Origin of the sequence: Micromonospora auratinigra (assembly GCF_900089595.1) — a bacterium.
Lineage (GTDB): Bacteria > Actinomycetota > Actinomycetes > Mycobacteriales > Micromonosporaceae > Micromonospora > Micromonospora auratinigra.
The window spans coordinates 1,688,620-1,705,887 of record NZ_LT594323.1 but is presented as its reverse complement, the minus strand read 5'-3'; the positions used below and the strand labels follow the sequence as shown (position 1 = coordinate 1,705,887).

The 17,268-nt window shown below is 73.5% G+C and carries 16 protein-coding genes and 1 pseudogene; 7 read left to right on the top strand and 10 right to left on the bottom strand.

Translation table 11 applies throughout. The annotated features are described in order from the left end of the window. Window positions 1–46: 46 nt before the first annotated feature. Entirely contained in the window at window positions 47–949 is a 903-nt protein-coding gene (locus tag GA0070611_RS07645; RefSeq protein ID WP_091659872.1) for an SDR family oxidoreductase, read from the bottom strand. A gap of 223 nt (window positions 950–1,172) precedes the next feature. Here GA0070611_RS07645 and GA0070611_RS07640 point away from each other — a divergent pair, with 223 nt between their 5' ends. Beyond that, window positions 1,173–2,966: a bifunctional metallophosphatase/5'-nucleotidase gene (locus GA0070611_RS07640; RefSeq protein ID WP_091659868.1), complete on the top strand. Its 1,794-nt coding sequence runs from the start codon at window positions 1,173–1,175 to the stop codon at window positions 2,964–2,966. Window positions 2,967–3,026: 60 nt separating this feature from the next. On the opposite strand, the gene GA0070611_RS07635 is transcribed toward GA0070611_RS07640, so the two are convergent. Beyond that, the gene (locus tag GA0070611_RS07635; protein WP_231921359.1) at window positions 3,027–3,215 is read right to left on the bottom strand and encodes a hypothetical protein; all 189 of its coding nucleotides are present in this window, start codon (window positions 3,213–3,215) and stop codon (window positions 3,027–3,029) included. A gap of 99 nt (window positions 3,216–3,314) precedes the next feature. Here GA0070611_RS07635 and GA0070611_RS07630 point away from each other — a divergent pair, with 99 nt between their 5' ends. Further along, on the top strand, window positions 3,315–4,349 hold the full coding sequence (locus GA0070611_RS07630) for an NAD(P)-dependent alcohol dehydrogenase (RefSeq protein ID WP_091659860.1): 1,035 nt from the start codon (window positions 3,315–3,317) through the stop codon (window positions 4,347–4,349). Window positions 4,350–4,361: 12 nt separating this feature from the next. On the opposite strand, the gene GA0070611_RS07625 is transcribed toward GA0070611_RS07630, so the two are convergent. After that, window positions 4,362–5,153: a DUF2785 domain-containing protein gene (locus GA0070611_RS07625; protein ID WP_091659857.1), complete on the bottom strand. Its 792-nt coding sequence runs from the start codon at window positions 5,151–5,153 to the stop codon at window positions 4,362–4,364. A 9-nt stretch (window positions 5,154–5,162) separates the two neighbouring features. Further along, the gene (locus GA0070611_RS07620) at window positions 5,163–6,329 is read right to left on the bottom strand and encodes a geranylgeranyl reductase family protein (protein WP_091659852.1); all 1,167 of its coding nucleotides are present in this window, start codon (window positions 6,327–6,329) and stop codon (window positions 5,163–5,165) included. 152 nt (window positions 6,330–6,481) lie between these two features. Between GA0070611_RS07620 and GA0070611_RS07615 the strand changes: the two genes are divergently transcribed. Together GA0070611_RS07615 and GA0070611_RS07610 are read left to right on the top strand one after the other, a co-directional pair. Next, entirely contained in the window at window positions 6,482–6,718 is a 237-nt protein-coding gene (locus GA0070611_RS07615) for a hypothetical protein (protein WP_091659849.1), read from the top strand. A 72-nt stretch (window positions 6,719–6,790) separates the two neighbouring features. Next, a complete protein-coding gene (locus tag GA0070611_RS07610; RefSeq protein ID WP_091659846.1) occupies window positions 6,791–8,233 on the top strand; it encodes an MFS transporter in 1,443 nt (480 codons plus the stop codon). 55 nt (window positions 8,234–8,288) lie between these two features. Here the strand turns inward: GA0070611_RS07610 and GA0070611_RS07605 are convergent, their stop codons facing one another. From GA0070611_RS07605 to rho, 4 genes and pseudogenes are all read right to left on the bottom strand, one after another. After that, window positions 8,289–8,879, bottom strand: coding sequence for a hypothetical protein (locus GA0070611_RS07605; RefSeq protein ID WP_091659843.1), 591 nt, complete (start codon window positions 8,877–8,879; stop codon window positions 8,289–8,291). A 597-nt stretch (window positions 8,880–9,476) separates the two neighbouring features. After that, entirely contained in the window at window positions 9,477–10,175 is a 699-nt protein-coding gene (locus GA0070611_RS07600; protein WP_091659840.1) for a hypothetical protein, read from the bottom strand. Window positions 10,176–10,457: 282 nt separating this feature from the next. Then, complete coding sequence (locus GA0070611_RS07595; protein WP_091659837.1) at window positions 10,458–11,549, bottom strand: DUF3626 domain-containing protein; 1,092 nt, start codon at window positions 11,547–11,549, stop codon at window positions 10,458–10,460. Window positions 11,550–11,603: 54 nt separating this feature from the next. Continuing rightward, a pseudogene (gene rho, locus GA0070611_RS07590) lies at window positions 11,604–12,746 on the bottom strand (transcription termination factor Rho); the annotation flags it as partial. A gap of 443 nt (window positions 12,747–13,189) precedes the next feature. Between rho and GA0070611_RS07585 the strand changes: the two are divergent. From GA0070611_RS07585 to tsaA, 3 genes are read left to right on the top strand one after another with little or no spacing between them, the layout of a single operon-like run. Then, window positions 13,190–14,053 carry an MEDS domain-containing protein gene (locus tag GA0070611_RS07585; RefSeq protein WP_091659827.1) on the top strand — a complete coding sequence of 288 codons (864 nt, stop codon included), beginning with the start codon at window positions 13,190–13,192 and terminating at the stop codon, window positions 14,051–14,053. Next, window positions 14,050–14,994 (top strand): sensor histidine kinase, encoded by a 945-nt coding sequence (locus GA0070611_RS07580; protein WP_091659822.1) that lies wholly within the window; start codon window positions 14,050–14,052, stop codon window positions 14,992–14,994. The genes GA0070611_RS07585 and GA0070611_RS07580 overlap by 4 nt, the downstream gene beginning before the upstream one ends. Next, a complete protein-coding gene (gene tsaA, locus GA0070611_RS07575) occupies window positions 14,991–15,395 on the top strand; it encodes a tRNA (N6-threonylcarbamoyladenosine(37)-N6)-methyltransferase TrmO (RefSeq protein WP_091659818.1) in 405 nt (134 codons plus the stop codon). The genes GA0070611_RS07580 and tsaA overlap by 4 nt, the downstream gene beginning before the upstream one ends. A 47-nt stretch (window positions 15,396–15,442) precedes the next feature. Here the strand turns inward: tsaA and GA0070611_RS07570 are convergent, their stop codons facing one another. Both GA0070611_RS07570 and GA0070611_RS07565 read right to left on the bottom strand, forming a co-directional pair. Then, window positions 15,443–16,072 carry an MBL fold metallo-hydrolase gene (locus GA0070611_RS07570; RefSeq protein WP_091659814.1) on the bottom strand — a complete coding sequence of 210 codons (630 nt, stop codon included), beginning with the start codon at window positions 16,070–16,072 and terminating at the stop codon, window positions 15,443–15,445. Further along, window positions 16,069–17,157: an S-(hydroxymethyl)mycothiol dehydrogenase gene (locus GA0070611_RS07565; protein ID WP_091659811.1), complete on the bottom strand. Its 1,089-nt coding sequence runs from the start codon at window positions 17,155–17,157 to the stop codon at window positions 16,069–16,071. The genes GA0070611_RS07570 and GA0070611_RS07565 overlap by 4 nt, the downstream gene beginning before the upstream one ends. Between the last annotated feature and the right edge of the window lie 111 nt (window positions 17,158–17,268).

Below are 17,268 nucleotides of genomic sequence, written 5' to 3'. Positions count from 1 at the left end.
CAGGGCCGGCCGCCGGGCCGCGGCGACCGGCCTGCGGACCGGTCCCTCACTTCGTCGGCCGGCCGCCGGTCACCCCGAGGATCTCGCCGGTGACGTAGCTGGACTCCTGGGAGGCGAAGAAGACGTACGCGGGGGCCAGCTCGGCGGGCTGGCCGGGGCGGCCGAGCGGCACGTCGGTGCCGAACTGCTTCACCTTCTCCTCGGGCATGGTCGCCGGGATCAGCGGCGTCCAGATCGGGCCGGGCGCCACCGCGTTGACCCGGATGCCCCGGTCGGCCAGGTTCTGCGCGAGCGCCTTGGTGAAGTTCGCGATGGCCGCCTTGGTGGTGGCGTAGTCGAGCAGCTGCGGGGACGGGTCGAAGGCCTGGATGGAGGTGGTGTTGATGATCGTCGACCCCTCCTTCAGGTGCGGCACCGCCAACTTGCAGAGCCAGAACATGGCGTACACGTTGGTCTTGAAGACCCGGTCGAACTGCTCGGTGGTGATGTCGTCGATGCCGTTGTCCTGCGACATCTGGAAGGCCGCGTTGTTCACCAGGATGTCGATGCCGCCGAGGTCGGTGACCGCCCGGTCGATCAGCTCCCGGCAGTTCGCCTCCTCCCGCAGGTCGGTACGGACCGCCACGCCCGTGCGGCCGGCCTCCTCGATCAGCCGGACGGTCTCCCGGGCGTCGACCTCCTCCTGCTCGTCGAGGTAGGAGACGAGCACGTCGGCGCCCTCCCGGGCGAAGGCGATGGCGACGGCCCGGCCGATCCCCGAGTCACCGCCGGTGATCACGGCGCGCTTGCCGGTGAGCCGGTCACTGCCCCGGTACGACTGCTCGCCGTGGTCCGGCGCCGGGCCCATCTCCCCGGTGGAGCCCGGCGCGGACTGCTGCTGCGCCGGCTGGCCCTGCTGCTGGCCGTACTGCGCGGTGGGGTCCTGCTGGGTGTACTGGTCCTGGCTCACCGGGATCTCCCTCGAAGGCTGCGGTCGGGGTGGGTTCCCTCTCGGCCCTACCCCCGGACCCCGCCCGGAAACGGCCGGTAGGTGACCGTGGTGTTACGCCCAGGGGGCCGTTGACGCTGGTGGGGTGAAACACCTCGGGGCGATGTGGCGCGGCCGACCAGTGCTCGTTTATGGTGCGCAACGGCGCCCACGAGGCGCATCCACCCCCATGGAAAGGCACCTCATGACCTCCTCCTCCGGCGCCTCGCGCCGTCAGGTGCTGGCCGTCGCGGCCGCCGCCGCGACCGCTCCCCTCATCGCCGGCGGCCCCGCCCGGGCCGCCGAGGCGAAGGGCCCGAAGACCTGGGACCTGACGGTCCTGGGCACGTCGGACACCCACGGCAACGTCTACAACTGGGACTACTACAAGGACGCCGAGTACGACGACAGCAAGCACAACGACGTCGGCGTCGCGAAGCTGGCCACCCTGGTCAACCAGATCCGGGCGGAGCGCAAGGGCAAGGCGACCCTGGTGCTGGACGCCGGTGACACCATCCAGGGCACCCCGCTGGCCACCTACTACGCCAAGCAGGAGCCGATCACCGTCACCGGTGAGACGCACCCGATGGCCAACGCGATGAACGTGCTGAAGTACGACGCCGTCACGCTGGGCAACCACGAGTTCAACTACGGCCTGCCGCTGCTGGCCCAGTGGATCGGCCAGCTCGGCTTCCCGGCCCTGGCCGCGAACGCGATCAACGAGGCCACCGGCAAGCCGGCCTTCCTGCCGTACGTGATCAAGAAGGTCTCGCTCGGCGGCTACGACTCGCCGACCATCAACGTGGGCATTCTCGGCCTGACCAACCCGGGTGTGGCCATCTGGGACAAGGGCAACGTCGAGGGCAAGCTGGTCTTCGCCGACATGATCGCCACCGCCGCCAAGTGGGTGCCGGTCATGCGCGAGCGCGGCGCCGACCTGGTCATCATCTCCGCCCACGGCGGCGACAGCGGCACCTCCAGCTACGGCCCGGAGCTGCCGAACGAGAACCCGGTCGCGCTCATCGCCCAGCAGGTCCCGGGCATCGACGCGATCCTCTTCGGCCACGCCCACAACGAGGTCGTGCAGAAGTTCGTCACCAACACCGCCACCGGCGCCCAGGTGCTCACCGCGGAGCCGTCCAAGTGGGGCCAGCGGCTGACCCGGATGGACTTCACCGTGCAGAAGGTCAAGGGCCGCTGGACGGTGCTCAACAAGTCCGCCACCATGCTGAACACCAACACCGTGGTCGAGGACCCGGCGGTGCTCGCGGCCGTGCGCGGCCAGCACACCAAGACGGTCACCTACGTCAACAAGGTCGTCGCGCAGTCCAGCGTGGAGCTGTCCGCCGCCGAGTCGCGGTACAAGGACACCCCGATCCTGGACTTCATCAACCACGTCCAGACCGAGGTCGTCGGCGCGGCGCTGACCGGCACCGCGTACGCGGGCCTGCCGGTGCTGTCGATCGCCGCGCCGTTCAGCCGTACCGCGGTGTTCCCGCAGGGCGACGTGCGCATCCGCGACGTGGCCGGCCTCTACGTCTTCGACAACACCCTGGAGGCGGTCGTGCTGACCGGCGCCGAGGTGAAGGCGTACCTGGAGTACTCGGCGAAGTACTTCGTGACGGTGCCGGTGGGCGCGACCGTGGACCCGGCGACCATCAGCGACCCGGCCGTGCCGGACTACAACTACGACGTGATCTCGGGCGTCGACTACGACATCGACATCTCGAAGCCGGTCGGCCAGCGGATCACCCGCCTGGTGCTGGCCGGCACCGACACGCCGGTCCCGGCGGACGCCCAGTTCGTCGTCGCGGTGAACAACTACCGCCGCAGCGGTGGCGGCAACTTCCCCGGCATCGTGAAGACCCAGGTCTACAACCAGCAGCAGGAGATCCGCCAGCTGCTGATCGACTGGGCCCAGGCCAAGGGTGTCATCGACCCGGCCGACTTCTTCGTGCCGAACTGGAAGCTGGTCCGCGAGGGCGTGCCGGTCTTCTGATCCGTACCACCGTCGACGGGCTCCGGGTGTCGCACCCGGGGCCCGTCGGCCGTTTCCCGCTCAGGCGGCCCCGTTGCGCAGGATCCACTCGTCCGGGTCGCCGACCGGCTCCGGCAGGCCCCGGGGAGGCTCCGTCTCGGTCGACTCGGTGCGGTCCTCGGGGCGGACCGGGGACGGCAGCTCACCGAAGCGGGCATACCGCAGGAACGCGTACTCCTCGTCGGTGAACGACTCGCGCGGCTCGCTCATGAGGGCATTGTGCGCCCACCGGCCCACCCCGGGCATCAACCTGTCGGGTCCGGGTATGCCGCCGCGACGGCCCGCCGGCGACGAAGGTGGAGGACCACGATGCGCGCGGTACGGATGACCGCCCCCGGAGTGCTCGAACTGGTGGAGGCGCCCACCCCGACAGCCGGCCCGGGTGAGGTGCTGCTGCGCGTCGGCGCGGCCGGCGCCTGCCACTCCGACCTGCACATCCTCGACGCGCCACCCGGCCTCTTCCCCACTCCGATGACGCTCGGGCACGAGATCGCCGGCACCGTCGACAGCGTCGGACCGGGAGTCGCCGGCTGGTCGCCCGGGGACCACGCGGCCGTCTACGGCATCATCGGCTGCGGGCACTGCCGGGCCTGCCTGCGCGGCCTGGAGAACCAGTGCCGGACGGTGCCGGTCGGCGGCATCGGGCTCAGCCGCGACGGCGGGCTCGCCGAGCACGTGGTGGTGCCGGCGTCCCGGCTGCTGCACGTGGGTGACCTGGACCTGACCCAGGTGGCGCCGCTCACCGACGCGGGGCTGACCCCGTACCACGCGATCGAGTTGGCCCGGAACAAGCTGCGGCCCGGCACCACCTGCGTGGTGATCGGCATCGGCGGGCTGGGCCACATGGCGGTGCAGATCCTGGCCGCCACCACCGCCGTACGCATCGTCGCGGTGGACACCAACGTCGCCGCACTGGACCTGGCCGGACGGCTCGGCGCGCACGATGTGGTCAGGGCCGGCCCGGACACGGTCGAGCGGATCCGGGAGATCGTCGGTCCGCCGCCGGACGGCGCGGACGTGGTGCTCGACATCGTCGGCGCGCAGCCCACCCTGGACACCGCCCGGCAGGTCATCGCCACCGGCGGCCAGCTGCTGCTGGTCGGCCTGGCCGGTGGCACGCTGCCGGTGCGTCCGGTGGCCGACGAGCCGCCCACCGTGCCGCTGGAGACCAGCGTCCAGGTGCCGTTCTGGGGCACTCGCGCGGAACTCCAGGAGGTGATCGCCCTGGCCCGGGCCGGCCGGCTGCACGCCGACGTGCAGACGTTCCCGCTCGAGCAGGCGCCGGAGGCGTACGAGGCGTTGCGCCGGGGCGAGATCCACGGCCGGGCGGTCATCGTGCCCTGAGCCTGGTCTTGGTCAGGCGTGCTGGAAGACAGGGGCGAGGACCTCGATCAGGCGGGCCTTGACCGCGTCGCGGTGCGGCTGCGCCAGCGGCGTGCCGCGCGGGACGATGCCGATTCCCAGGTCCATCAGCAGGTACAGGGCGTGCAGCGTACGCATGCTGTTCGCCAGGTGCGCCGGGGTGGCGCCGCGCGGCTTCGTGGCGTAGTCGGCGGCGATCCGGTCGAGCCAGGCCAGGGCGTCCCGCTCCGTCAGCCCCGGGCGGGCGAGAACCAGCGCGATGGCCCGGGCCAGCCGGTCGTCCTCCTGCTCGGCGAAGAGCTGGTCGGTGGGGGCGACCAGGCGCGCCGCGGCCAGATCGAGCATGGCCGCCGGATCGACCCGGGGGTGCCGGCCGAAGGTGGCGAGCAGGTCGGCGCCGTGCGCGACCGCGTGCAGCCAGCCCAGGCGCTGGTCGTACCCACGCAGATCGGTTTCCGTCGGATACCAGTCGGTGAACGCCGCCAGCCACGCCGGGTCGAAGTCGCCCCGACTGACGATCATGTCGAGCACCAGCGGGGCGAAGGTACGGGCCTGGATCTCGGGGTCGGTGAACCGGGCGGCCATCTCGGCGCCGAGCTTCGCGCGCCGGCCGGCGTCGATGACGTCCTCGGCGATCCAGGTGCGCAGCACCACGTACGGCGCGCCGTCGCGTACCGCCGGGTCGGGGTCGCGCAACGCGGTGGCCAGTTCCGCGACGAGGTCGTCGAGCGGACGGCCGACGGGGACGGCGCAGCCGGTGTCGTGGACAAGATCCCAATCGGTCACCGGGGAAGGCTAGCGACCACCCGCACCGGGTCGTGGGGCCACCCCCGAGCGCCGCGCCGGGAGCCGGTCCAGCAGGGCCAGGGCGGCGCGGACCGGGCGCCGGGCGAGGGTCTCGGCGAAGCTCGCCCGGCCCTGGCAGAAGCGGACGAACATCCGCCAGCCGGGTGGCGAGGCGAGCAGCGCGTGGAACACCTCGGGGCGCCGCTCGAAGACCTCCAGCAGCCGGTGCCCGGCGCGCATCTCCGGCACCAGCAGCCGGCGTACCTCCCGCTCGTAGCCGTCCAGGTCACCGGCGGCGACCGCCTCGCCGGCCAGCCGGCCGGAGCGCAGGGCGTAGCTGATCCCCTCCCGGCTCCACGGCTCCAACAGCCCGGCCGCGTCGCCCGCCACCAGCACCCGGTCACGGCGCAGGGGCGAGTCGTCGGCCCGGCAGCGGGTCAGGTGACCGGAGTCGTGCTCCGGGGTCACCTCGGACAGTCCCAGCCGGGCGAGGAAGTCCCGCAGGTAGGCCCGCGTCCGTTCGCCCTCGCCCCGGGCCGCGATGACGCCGACGGTGAGCCGGTCGCCCTTGGGGAAGACCCAGGCGTACGAGCCGGGCACCGGACCCCAGTCCAGCAGCAGCCGGCCCCGCCAGCGCTCCTGCTCGGCCGGGGGCACCGGCAGCTCCCGCTCCAGGCCCAGGTCGACCTGGCGGAAGGTCACCCCGACGTGCCGGGCGGTGATGCCGGACGAGCCGTCCGCGCCGATCACCGTGCTGGCCCGTACGACGTCGCCGTCGGCCAGCCGCAGGCGTACCCCGTCGGGGTCCTGCTCCACGGCCCGCGCCGCGACGCCCTCGCGGACCTCGGCCCCGGCGGCGACCGCGGCGGCCCGCAGCCGGTCGTCGAACTCCTCCCGGCGGACCATCGACAGCACCGCAGTGGCGTGCCGGCGGGTGAACTCGCGTCGCCCGTCCCGGGTGATCGTGACCCGGTCGATCCGGTCCTCGGCGGGCACCTCGATGCGGTCGGCGACCTCGTCCAGCGAGATGCCGATCAGACCGCCGCCGCAGGTCTTGTAGCGGGGATGGGTGGCGCGCTCGACCACCAGCGTGCGCAGGCCGCCGCGCGCCGCGGCGTGCGCGGCGGAGAGTCCGGCGGGCCCACCGCCGACCACGACGAGATCCCAGATGATCACCGCAGCAGCCTAGGCCACGGAACGGCTCCGCCGCGCGGCACGCGCCCGGGCAACGGACCCCCGATCGGGTGGGCATCATCGGGCCGACCTCGGGTAACCGCCGGGCGCAGACCGCCCGCCGGCGCGGGCGGGTCACGCCGAGGAGGGAAGCGATGCAGCAGGTACAACTGTCTGAGGTCGAGGCACGGGTGTACCAGGCGGTGTCCGCGCTGGAGGCGCGGGGACACGTCCCCTACCCCGACCTGATCGCCGAGGAGACCGGCCTGACCGAGGAGGAACTGCGCGAGCCGCTGCACCTGCTCACCGAGCGGGGGCTGCTGCACCGGGAGGACTCCCCGATGGCCGGCCTCGACTTCGGTCCCCGGTGGTGCGCCCGCCAGCCGGCGTGATCCGCGCCGTTTGCCCCCGGCGGGGCCGGGTAGCGATCGGGGATGCGTGATCGACGGCCGTCAGGGGGCACCATGAGCGCGGACCGGGCAGCAGCGCCCGCCGATGCCGCCGGCTATGACGACCGGCGGCGCTGGCGGGCGCTCGGCGTCGGCCTGGTCGCCGCGTTCATGACCCTGCTGGACGTCAGCATCGTCAACGTCGCGGTGCCCTCGATCGACCGGGCCCTGCACGCCACCCCCAGTGATCTGCAGTGGGTGCTGTCCGGGTACGCGCTGACCTTCGGTCTGGTGCTGGTCCCGGCGGGCCGCTTCGGTGACGCCCGGGGCCGGCGCACCGCGTTCGTGGTCGGGGTCGCCCTGTTCACCCTGACCAGCGCGCTGGCCGGGCTGGCCCGCTCGCCGGAGTGGCTGATCGTCGCCCGGCTCGTCCAGGGTGCCGCGGCGGGTGTGGTGAACCCTCAGGTCAGCGGCATGATCCAGCAGTTGTTCCGGGGCGCCGAGCGGGGCCGCGCGTTCGGCCTGCTGGGCGCCACCATCGGCATCTCCACGGCCGTCGGCCCGCTGCTCGGCGGCCTGCTCATCCAGGTCGGCGGCGAGCAGCACGGCTGGCGCTGGGTGTTCTTCGTGAACATCCCGGTCGGCATCGTCGCGGTGCTGCTCGGCTGGCGGCTGATGCCGGCCCGCCCCACCGGGCAGCCGGACCGGCACCGGCTGGATCCGCTGGGCGTGCTGCTGCTCGGCGTGGGCGTGACGCTGGTGCTGCTGCCGCTGGTGCAGCGGGAGCAGTGGCACGGTCCGGCCAAGTGGGCGCTGATCCCGGTCGGGCTGCTCTTCCTGCTCGGCTTCGGACTCTGGGAGCGGTACTACGCCCGGCGGCAGCAGCCGCTGTTCGACCTGCGGCTGTTCGGGCTGCGCTCGTACACGCTGGGTGCCCTGATCGGCCTGGTCTACTTCGCCGGCTTCACCGCCATCTTCTTCATCTTCACGCTCTACCTGCAGATCGGGTTGGGCTACAGCGCGCTGGTCGCCGGCGTGGCGATCACCCCGTTCGCGCTCGGCTCGGCCGCCGCGTCGGCCCTCGGTGGCCGGGTGGTGACCCGGTACGGCCGGCCGCTGGTCGCGGTCGGGCTGCTGATCGTCCTCGTCGGACTGGTGGCGACCGTCCTCGTGCTGCGCGGCGAACCGCACGGCTCGGTGCCGCTACGGACCGCGCTGCCCCTGCTGGTGGCGGGGATCGGCAGCGGCCTGGTGATCGCCCCCAACCAGACGCTCACCCTCTCCGAGGTGCCGGTGCCGCAGGCGGGCAGCGGCGCCGGCATGCTCCAGACCGGGCAGCGGATCGGCTCCGCCGCCGGCATCGCGGCCGTCGGCGCGCTGTTCTTCTCGTCGCTGGCCAGTAGCCGTGGCGACTGGGCGAGCGCGTTCCGGTCCTCGTTGCTGCTGGCCACCGGGATCATCGCACTGGCCTTCGTGGCCGCGTTGGTCGACGTCGTCGCGGGGCACCGGCGGGACTGAACGCCACTGGCCGGCACCCCGTGTTCGGGGTGCCGGCCGGCGGTCATTGTGGTGGTCAGCTGTTCCAGTGCTGGGCGACGAGGTCGGCGGCCTGCTGCTCCCACTGCGCGTACGCATCCGGGTAGGCGCTGACCTGGACGGTCTGGGCGGCCTCGGTCAGCGGCATGTCCTGCCAGCCGTCGACCTGCTTCAGACCCTTCTCGAACGCCAGGGTCGCGTACTCGGGGTCGGTGATCTGCTCCGGCGTACCCCAACCGCTGGAGGGGCGCTGCTGGAACAGGCCCAGCGAGTCGTGGTCGTTCTTGTCGCCCAGGTGACCCAGGTTCTCCAGCTTCGACTCCTGCAGCGCGGTGGCGATCGAGATGACCGCGGCCCGCTCCGGCAGGCCCGCCTTCTTCGTGGCGGCGATGATCGCCTTGACGTTGGCGGTCTGCTCGGCGTTCAGGTCGATGCGCGACTGCGCGCCCTGCACACCGTGCGGGATCAACTTGCCCATGTCCGGCTTGTCGGCGCTCTGCACCACCGCGACCGGCTTGCCCTGCACCGGGGCGGCGTCGGCGTGGGCCGCGAGCGGACCACCGAACACACCACCAGCAAACGCCAGACCAGCAACACCGAGCACGCTCTTACGAATGATCGTGTTCATGGGAAAAGCTCCATTCGGGGGTCGACGCACACAGGGGGGTGCGCAAGCACCACGTCAGGCGCTCAAGAAAGTCTCGGGGGGATCCGGCAGCTCGCGGGGCTCTCGCCAAGGGCGGGCCACTTCGCAGCGCCGGAACCAGATGTAACGACCGGCGGTCCACCGTCATTCCCCGGCGGGGCCACCCCGTCGGGCGGGGCGGGTCCTGCTCGGCCGTTCACCCGGATACAACGACCCCACCCCCGCCACCATTCCGCCCCCACGGTGCCCCCGACCACACCCACGAACCGGACACCCGTGCCTGATCCCGACAGCCGCCCACCGCACCGGGCGCGGCGCTCGGCCCGAAACCGCCCGCCCGACGGGCGGAGATCCGCCCTCGCACCCGAACCCGGTGAGTGGAACGGCACGGAGGTCACCACGCGGCGGAGACCGCCGTGCCGTTGCACTCACGGCCGGCGTTCACCTGGTCGCGCCGGCGAAGCGGACACGTCGACCAGGGGGCGTCGGGCAGGACAGGCGTCGCGGGAGCCCGGGGCAGCCGTGGACGCGTCCGGCCGGCCCCCGGAGCGGGGACCGGCCGGACGAGCGGGCAGGAGGTCACCAGAGCTGCGCGACGATGTCCGCCGCCTGCTCCTCCCACTGCGCGTACGCGTACGGGAAGGCCGAGACCTGCACCGTCTGCGCGGCGGCGGTCAGCGGCAGCTGCTGCCAGCCGCCCACGTTCTTCAGCGCGCCGAAGAACGCCTTGCTGGCGTAGTCGGGGTCGGTGATCTGCTCGGACGTGCCCCAACCGGACGACGGGCGCTGCTGGAACAGGCCCTCCGAGTCGTGGTCGTTGTACGTGCCCAAGTGGCCGAGGTTGTACAGCTTCGACTCCTGCAACGAGGTGGCGACGCCGATCACGGCGCCCCGCTCCCCCACGCCGCTCTCCTTGGCCGCCTTGACGATGGCCTTGGCGTTGGCGAGCTGCGCGTCGTCGAGCGGGATGCGCGACTGCGCGCCCTCGACGCCGTGCGGGATGAGCTTGTCCCGGCTCGGCCGGTCGGCCTTGGCGGGAACCTTGTCGTTGCCGGTGGTGAGGTCCGACGTGAGGCGGTCGGTGGCGGTCTTCTTGCCGGTGGCGAGGTCGATGGCGGCGACGGCGCCGGCGTGCGGACCGCTGGTCACCGGCGCGGCGAGCGCGGTGGGGCCGAAGGCCAGTCCGCCCAGGGCGGCGACGCCCGCGACGGTCAGCGCGGTCTTGCGGTGCGGGGTCTTCGCGATGGCGGGGAGCCATCGAGTGAAGGTCGGCTTCACGATGGTTGCCCTTTCGATCGTTACGACGCGCTCCCGGTTGAGCGCCCCTCGGGGGAACTACCGGCCGGTAAGGGTTTGCGTTCCGGCGGTACGGGGGACACAACCAGCTCGCCGTGTCGGTCATTCCGGATATGCCTGGTGGACGGGGAGCTGCGGTCCAGGTCACGCGGCTGATCGGGCGGTCTGGCCGGAGCCGGACCCGACCGGGTGGAACCGGACGAGCGGCACCCGGCCAGGACGAACCGAGCGGCGCTCAGCCTGGCGGAGCCGGGCCGTCGGCGCTCAGACGGCTGCCGGTGCCCCGAACCGGACCAGGACGTGCCAGAGCTGCTTGAGGTGCTGGAGGGTGTCGGCGACGGGTCCCCGGTCGGCCCAGCGCTGCGGTTCGGTGACCACGGAGGCGGCGGCCCGGCCGATCAGTGCGGCGTGCACCGGCTCGCCCGGTCGGGCGAACTCGGCGTGCACCCGGGCGGCGAGGAGCGGGATCGCCGGGCCCCGGAAGTCGGCGTCGACACCCTCGACCGGCAACTCGAACCCGCCGTGCCACTGCAGCGCGAAGCCGTGCCGGGCCGCGATGCCGGCGAGCAGGCGGCCCGCCGCGGTCCCCCGGAAGGAGGGGTCGGCGACGATCGCCTCCACGTCCCGGGCCAGGCTCAGTTCGCCGTGGACCTGCGCCTCGATGTAGTCGTCGAGGGCCCGTCCGGGCGAGGTGGACCGCCGCTCACGCAGCCGCAGCAGGCACCGCAGCAGCGTGCCGGTGTCCAGGCCGGTGACCCCGAGGCTGACCCCGGTACCGTCGGTGGCCGTCAGCAGGGCGGCGAGCACCGGCTCGAAGGCGTCGACGGTGCCGAACTCGGCGGGTGCGAAGGCGGTGTCGCCGAAGCTGAAGGTGGACCGGCGCAGCACCTCGGGCCGCAGCCGCAGGTGACAGGAGCCGAACCGCGGGCAGGCACCGTCCGGGTGGTCGAGCAGGTTGAGGCCGCCGTACTTCGGGCGCTCGGCGGGCGGCACCCCGTGGCGGTGGTACGCCCCGCCGAACAGGGCCCGTTCCCACCGGTCCCGGTCACCGCCGGGAAAGGCGGTCAGGCCGCCGTTGGAGATGCCGGTCTCGAACTGACTGCGGTAGACGTCCTCCCGGTCGAGCGCCTCGGCCACCGTACGACCGTCGCGCAGCAGCCGGTCGGGGTGGAAGTTGAGGGTCAGCCGGCCGTGCCGGGCGACCGAGGCCAACACCTCCCCCGGCTGGTACCCGACGCCCGTACCCGCCAGGTGCCGGGCGATGACGGCGAGCGCGGCCGCCCGCTCGCGCACCGCGACGGCACGGACGTGGCGCAGTGCGGCGGTCTGCGCCGGAGTCAGGGGCGGGGCGGTCACGGGCAGAGTATCGCCAGGTCCACGCCGGCACCGCCACCCGGATTGCCGCCGGCGTCAGCGACGCGGAGCCGCCGTGCCGTCCAGCCGGGCCAGGAACCGGTGGTTGTCCGGGGCGGTGGCCAGCTCGCGCAGCAGCTGCTCCAGGGCCTGCCGGCGGTCCAGGTGGGACAGCGCGGCACGCAGCCCGCGCAGGCGCTCGCGCTCCACCGGGGTCAGCAGCAAATCCTCGCGGCGGGTACCCGAGCCCCGGACGTCCACGGCGGGGTACGTGCGCCGGTCGGCCAGTGCCCGGTCGAGTCGGAGTTCCGCGTTGCCGGTGCTCTTGAACTCCTCGTGGATCAGCGTGTCGGCGGCCGATCCGGTCTCCACCAGCGCGGACGCGAGAATGGTCAGCGAGCCACCCTCCTCGGTGGCCCGGGCCGCGGCGAGCAGTTGCTTCGGCGGGTTGAGGGCGGCCACGTCCACCCCGCCGGAGAGGGTCCGACCGGTGGACCGGACCGCGAGGTTGTAGGCGCGGCCCAGACGGGTCAACGAGTCGATCAGCACCACCACGTCCTGACCCGCCTCGACCAGGCGTTTCGCCCGCTCGATCGCCAGCTCCGCCACCGTGGTGTGGTCCTGCGGCGGACGGTCGAACGTGGCCGCGACGACCTCGCCCTTCACCGACCGGGACATGTCGGTCACCTCCTCCGGCCGCTCGTCGACCAGCACCACCATCAGGTGGCACTCCGGGTTGTTGCGGGTGATCGCGTTCGCGATCGCCTGCAGCACCATGGTCTTACCGGCCTTCGGCGGCGACACGATCAGCGCCCGCTGCCCCTTGCCGATCGGCATCACCAGGTCGATGACCCGCGTGGTCAGGAGGTGCGGCTCGGTCTCCAGCCGCAGCCGCTCCCGCGGGTACAGCGGAGTGAGGGTGTGGAACTCACGCCGGCGCCGGGCCTCCTCCGGGCCGGTGCCGTTGACGGCATCCAACCGGACCAGCACGTCGGGTCGGCCACGGCGGGGCGCGGCGGCGGCCGCGCCGGTCACCAGGTCGCCCCGGCGCAGGCCGTGGCGGCGGAGTTGCGCGAGGGAGACCTGCACGTCGGCGGTGGAGGGCAGGTAGCCGCACACCCGGATCCGGGCCTGCTCGTCTCGGACGTCCAGGATGCCGCTGACCGGGGTGGTGCTGTCGTCGTTCATGGCGTGCCTTTCCGATGTGGTGGAGGAACGGGAGGGGTCGGTCCGGTGGGGCCGGACCGGGCCGTGGACGCCCGCCGAACTCGTCACGGGCCGCGGACGGGCCGACGCGGTGGGCCCGCCGAACCGCGGGCGCGGCGGACCTGTGAGAAGGAGCGGCGCGGACGGGGCGACAGGCCCGGCGGACCGGCCGCACGGCGCGACCCGTCGGCACACCAGCGGAAGACCGGCCGGCCGCGGGAAGCGACGACCCGGCGGACGGGAACGCGTACGCGACGAGAAGGTCGTCCGCGCGTTCCGGTGAGAGGGGCCCCGGGCGGCTGTGCCGGCATCCGGGTCCCGCCGCAGATTAACCCCGAGGACCGGGCGGGGGCAAGCGGTTCCGCCCGGGACGGCCGGTTGGGTCGGGGTACCGGCCGGCGTTAAGGTGAGGGACGGCCGATCGGAGGGCGAGCACCGTGACTGCTTCGACCGTGGTCGACCAGATCCAACTGGGCGACCACGTCTGTTGGACCCACGAGGACGAGAGCGACGCTCTCGACACCGTGGGGCGCTTCGCCGCCACCGGCCTCCGCCTCGGGCAGAAGGTCATCTGCTTCACCGACACCGCCACCCCGCAGTCGGTCCGGGCCCGCGTCGACGCCCTCGGGGTGCCCACGCAGGATGCCGTGGCGGGCGGCCAGCTGCGGATCGTGCCGGCCCTGGAGGTGTACCTCTCCGGTGGGCGGCTCGCCCCGGAGGCGATGGTGGCCACCGTGGTCGACGAGATCACCCGCGCCGGCCAGGAGGGCTATCCCGGCGTACGGCTGGTCGGCGACATGGCGTGGGTGCTGCGTACCGGCACCACCCTGGACGACCTGCACCGCTACGAGAGCGCCCTCAACCCGCTGTTCCTCGACGGGCGGGTCGCCGGCATGTGCCTGTACGACCGGCGGCTCTTCCCCGCCGAGCGGGTGCGGGCGCTGGCCGCCGCCCACCTGGGTACCGCCGGGTCGCACCTCCACCGCACCTGGTCGCCGTTGCTGCGGGCGTACCGGACGACCGATCCGCCGGGGCTGCGGCTGGTGGGCCAGGTGGACCAGAGCAACCGGGAGGCGTTCACCGCCGTGCTGGACGACGTGACGACCGATCCCCGCAACGTGGACCGGGCGACGGTGGTGGACCTGTCCGAGGTGAGCTTCGTCGACGCGGGCGCGGCCACCGCCCTGGTCCGGGCCGGTCAGGCCGGTGCCGCAGGGGTTCGGCTGGTCGGCTGCCGGCCGGCGCTCGGCCGGCTGATCGGGCTGCTCGGCGGCGCTCCGGGCGAAAGTCTGCCAGCATGACCGCGACCGTGGGAGCGGGCGGCTCGCTCCGCCACGAACTGCTCCTCTACACCGACCACGACAGCCTGCTGTCCGGGGTGCTGCCCTTCGTCCAGGAGGGACTGGCCGTCGGCGAACCGGTGCTGGTGGCCACGCCGGGCCCCCAACTGGCGCTGGCCCGCGCGGCGCTGGGGGCCGCCGGTGACGCGGTCACCTGGACCGACATGACGGAGGCGGGACGCAACCCGGGACGGATCCTGCCCTGGGTGCTGCAGGCCTTCGCCGACCGGCACCCCGACCGCCGGGTGCGCATCGTCGGTGAGCCGGTCTGGCCGGGCCGCACCGCCCAGGAGTATCCGGCCTGCGCCCAGCACGAGGCCGCGATCAACTGGGCGTTGGCGGACCGCCCGGTGAGCGTGCTCTGCCCGTACGACGCGGGCCGGCTCGAGCCGGGGGTGCTCGCCGAGGCCCGGTGCACCCATCCACTGCTGGTCGACGGCTCCGGCTGCCGGCCCATCGCCGGCTACGCCCCGCACGAGGTGGCCGAGCGGCACAACAAGCCGCTGCCCAGCCCCGCCGAGCCGGTCACCACGCTCCGGTACGACCTGGACACGCTGCCCCTGCTGCGCCGGTTCGTCGCCGACCACGCCGGCGCGGCCGGCCTCGACGCCGACCGGGTGGCCGACCTGCAGATCGCGGTGACCGAACTGGCCACCAACAGCGTCGCGCACGCCGGCGGCGGCGGCACCCTTCAGGTGTGGCGCACGGAACGTCACCTGGTCTGCGAGATCCACGACGACGGCTGGCTCTCCGATCCGCTGGCCGGCCGGCTCGCCCCGGCCCACGACGGCATCGGCGGTCGCGGCCTGGTCATCGTGCAGGCGCTCTGCGACCTGGTGCTGCTGCACACCACCGCGGCGGGCACCACGGTGCGCCTGCACATGCTGCGGGCAAACCCGTGACCGAACCCCGGCTGCGGGTGGTCGGCCGGGTGGAGTCCCCGCTGACCGACCCGGCGACCGCCCCGAAGCAGGGCGACGAGGGGGCGCCCGAGGCGTGGCTGGTCTTCGACGAGACGTACGCCCCGGCGCTGCGCGGGCTGCGGACCGGCGCGGACGTGCTGGTGCTGACCTGGCTCGACCGGGCCGACCGGGACGTGCTGGTGGTGCACCCGCGCGACGACCGGTCCCGCCCGGAGACGGGGGTGTTCGCGACCCGCTCGCCGCACCGGCCCAACCCGATCGGGCTGCACCGGGTCCGGGTACTCGAGGTGGCGGGGGTCCGGGTGCGGGTGGCCGACCTGGAGGCGGTGCACGGCACGCCCGTACTCGACGTCAAGCCGGTGCTCGACGGCGAGCGGTGAGGCCCGCGCCGCCGGCCGGGGCGGGTGACCCGGCCGGACGGCCGCGCTCAGTGCCCGCGGGCGAGCCACTCCGGCAGGTGTGGCGCCTCCGCGCCGATGGTGGTGTCGTCGCCGTGTCCGGTGTGCACCACGGTCTCCGGCGGCAGGGTGAGCAGCCGGTCCCGGATCGACTCGATGATGGTCCCGAAGTCGCTGTACGAGCGCCCGGTGGCCCCGGGACCACCGGCGAAGAGGGTGTCGCCGGTGAAGACCGCGCCGAGGTCGGGGGCGTACAGGCTGCACGCGCCGGGGCTGTGCCCGGGGGTGTGCAGCACCCGTAGCACGGTGCCGGCGACCTCCACGCGCCGGCCGTCGGTCAGCTCCCCGTCGGGCGGCGTGCCGGGGTGGACCTGGTCCCAGAGCACCCGGTCGGCCGGGTGCAGCAGCACCGGGGCGCCCGTGACGCGGGCCAGTTCCGGGGCGACCCGGACGTGGTCGTCGTGGGCGTGGGTGGCCAGGATGGCGCGCACCCGGCGGTCGCCGACCAGGGCCCGGATGGCGGCCACGTCGTGCGGGGCGTCGACCACCACGCACTCGGTGTCGTCGCCGACCACCCAGACGTTGTTGTCGACGTCGAAGGTCTGCCCGTCGAGGGAGAACGTGCCGGAGGTGACGGTGTGGTCGACCCGGGCGGTCACGGGAAGACCACCACCGAGCGCAGCACGTCGCCGTGGTGCATCCGGGTGAACGCCTCCTCGACCTGGTCCAGGGCGATCTCCTCGGTGACGAACGCGTCGAGGTCGAGGCGGCCCTGCCGGTACAGCTCGGTGAGCAGCGGGAAGTCGCGGCTGGGCAGGCAGTCGCCGTACCAGCTGGACTTGAGCGCGCCGCCGCGCCCGAAGACGTCCAGCAGCGGCAGGTCGACCGTCATCTCGGGCGTGGGCACGCCGACCAGCACGACCGTGCCGGCCAGGTCGCGGGCGTAGAAGGCCTGCTTCCAGGTCTCCGGGCGGCCCACCGCGTCGATGACCACGTCGGCGCCGAACCCGCCGGTGGCGGCGCGGATCGCCTCGACCGGGTCGTCCTCGGAGGCGTTCACGGTGTGCGTCGCGCCGAACCTGCGCGCCCAGTCGAGCTTGCGGGAGTCGGTGTCCACGGCGACGATCGTGGTCGCGCCGGCCAGCGCCGCGCCGGCCACCGCCGCGTCGCCGACCCCACCGCAGCCGATCACCGCGACGGAGTCGCCGCGGCCGACCTGCCCGGTGTTCATCGCCGCGCCGAGCCCGGCCATCACACCGCAGCCGAGCAGGCCCACCGCGGCCGGCCGGGCGGACGGGTCGACCTTGGTGCACTGGCCGGCGTGCACCAGGGTCTTCTCGGCGAACGCGCCGATGCCGAGGGCGGGGCTGAGCTCGGTGCCGTCGGTGAGCGTCATCTTCTGGGCGGCGTTGTGGGTGGCGAAGCAGTACCAGGGCCGGCCCCGGCGGCAGGCGCGGCACTGCCCGCAGACCGCCCGCCAGTTGAGCACCACGAAGTCGCCCGGGGCGACGTCGGTGACGCCCGCCCCCACCTGTTCGACCACGCCCGCGGCCTCGTGGCCCAGCAGGAACGGGTAGTCGTCGTTGATGCCGCCCTCGCGGTAGTGCAGGTCGGTGTGGCACACCCCGCAGGACTGGACGCGGACCACCGCCTCGCCGGGCCCCGGGTCGGGCACCACGATGGTGGTGACCTCCACGGGCGCGCCCTTGCGCCGCGACACGACTCCCCGGACTTGCTGGCTCACGCTGCCCTCCTGGCCCGGCGGGTACGCCGACGCGCCCGCCCTGTCTCGGTCTCCTCTGCGCCGAACCTACCGCCGATCGGCACGGCCGGCCCACCGTCGACCGGTGGTTAT

What these genes read in the sequence shown, in the direction of transcription:
- GA0070611_RS07640 (WP_091659868.1), top strand. Translation starts at nt 1,173, where the DNA reads ATGACCTCCTCCTCCGGCGCCTCGCGCCGTCAGGTGCTGGCCGTCGCG.
- GA0070611_RS07635 (WP_231921359.1), bottom strand. Translation starts at nt 3,215, where the DNA reads ATGAGCGAGCCGCGCGAGTCGTTCACCGACGAGGAGTACGCGTTCCTG.
- GA0070611_RS07630 (WP_091659860.1), top strand. Translation starts at nt 3,315, where the DNA reads ATGCGCGCGGTACGGATGACCGCCCCCGGAGTGCTCGAACTGGTGGAG.
- GA0070611_RS07615 (WP_091659849.1), top strand. Translation starts at nt 6,482, where the DNA reads ATGCAGCAGGTACAACTGTCTGAGGTCGAGGCACGGGTGTACCAGGCG.
- GA0070611_RS07610 (WP_091659846.1), top strand. Translation starts at nt 6,791, where the DNA reads ATGAGCGCGGACCGGGCAGCAGCGCCCGCCGATGCCGCCGGCTATGAC.
- GA0070611_RS07605 (WP_091659843.1), bottom strand. Translation starts at nt 8,879, where the DNA reads ATGAACACGATCATTCGTAAGAGCGTGCTCGGTGTTGCTGGTCTGGCG.
- GA0070611_RS07580 (WP_091659822.1), top strand. Translation starts at nt 14,050, where the DNA reads ATGACCGCGACCGTGGGAGCGGGCGGCTCGCTCCGCCACGAACTGCTC.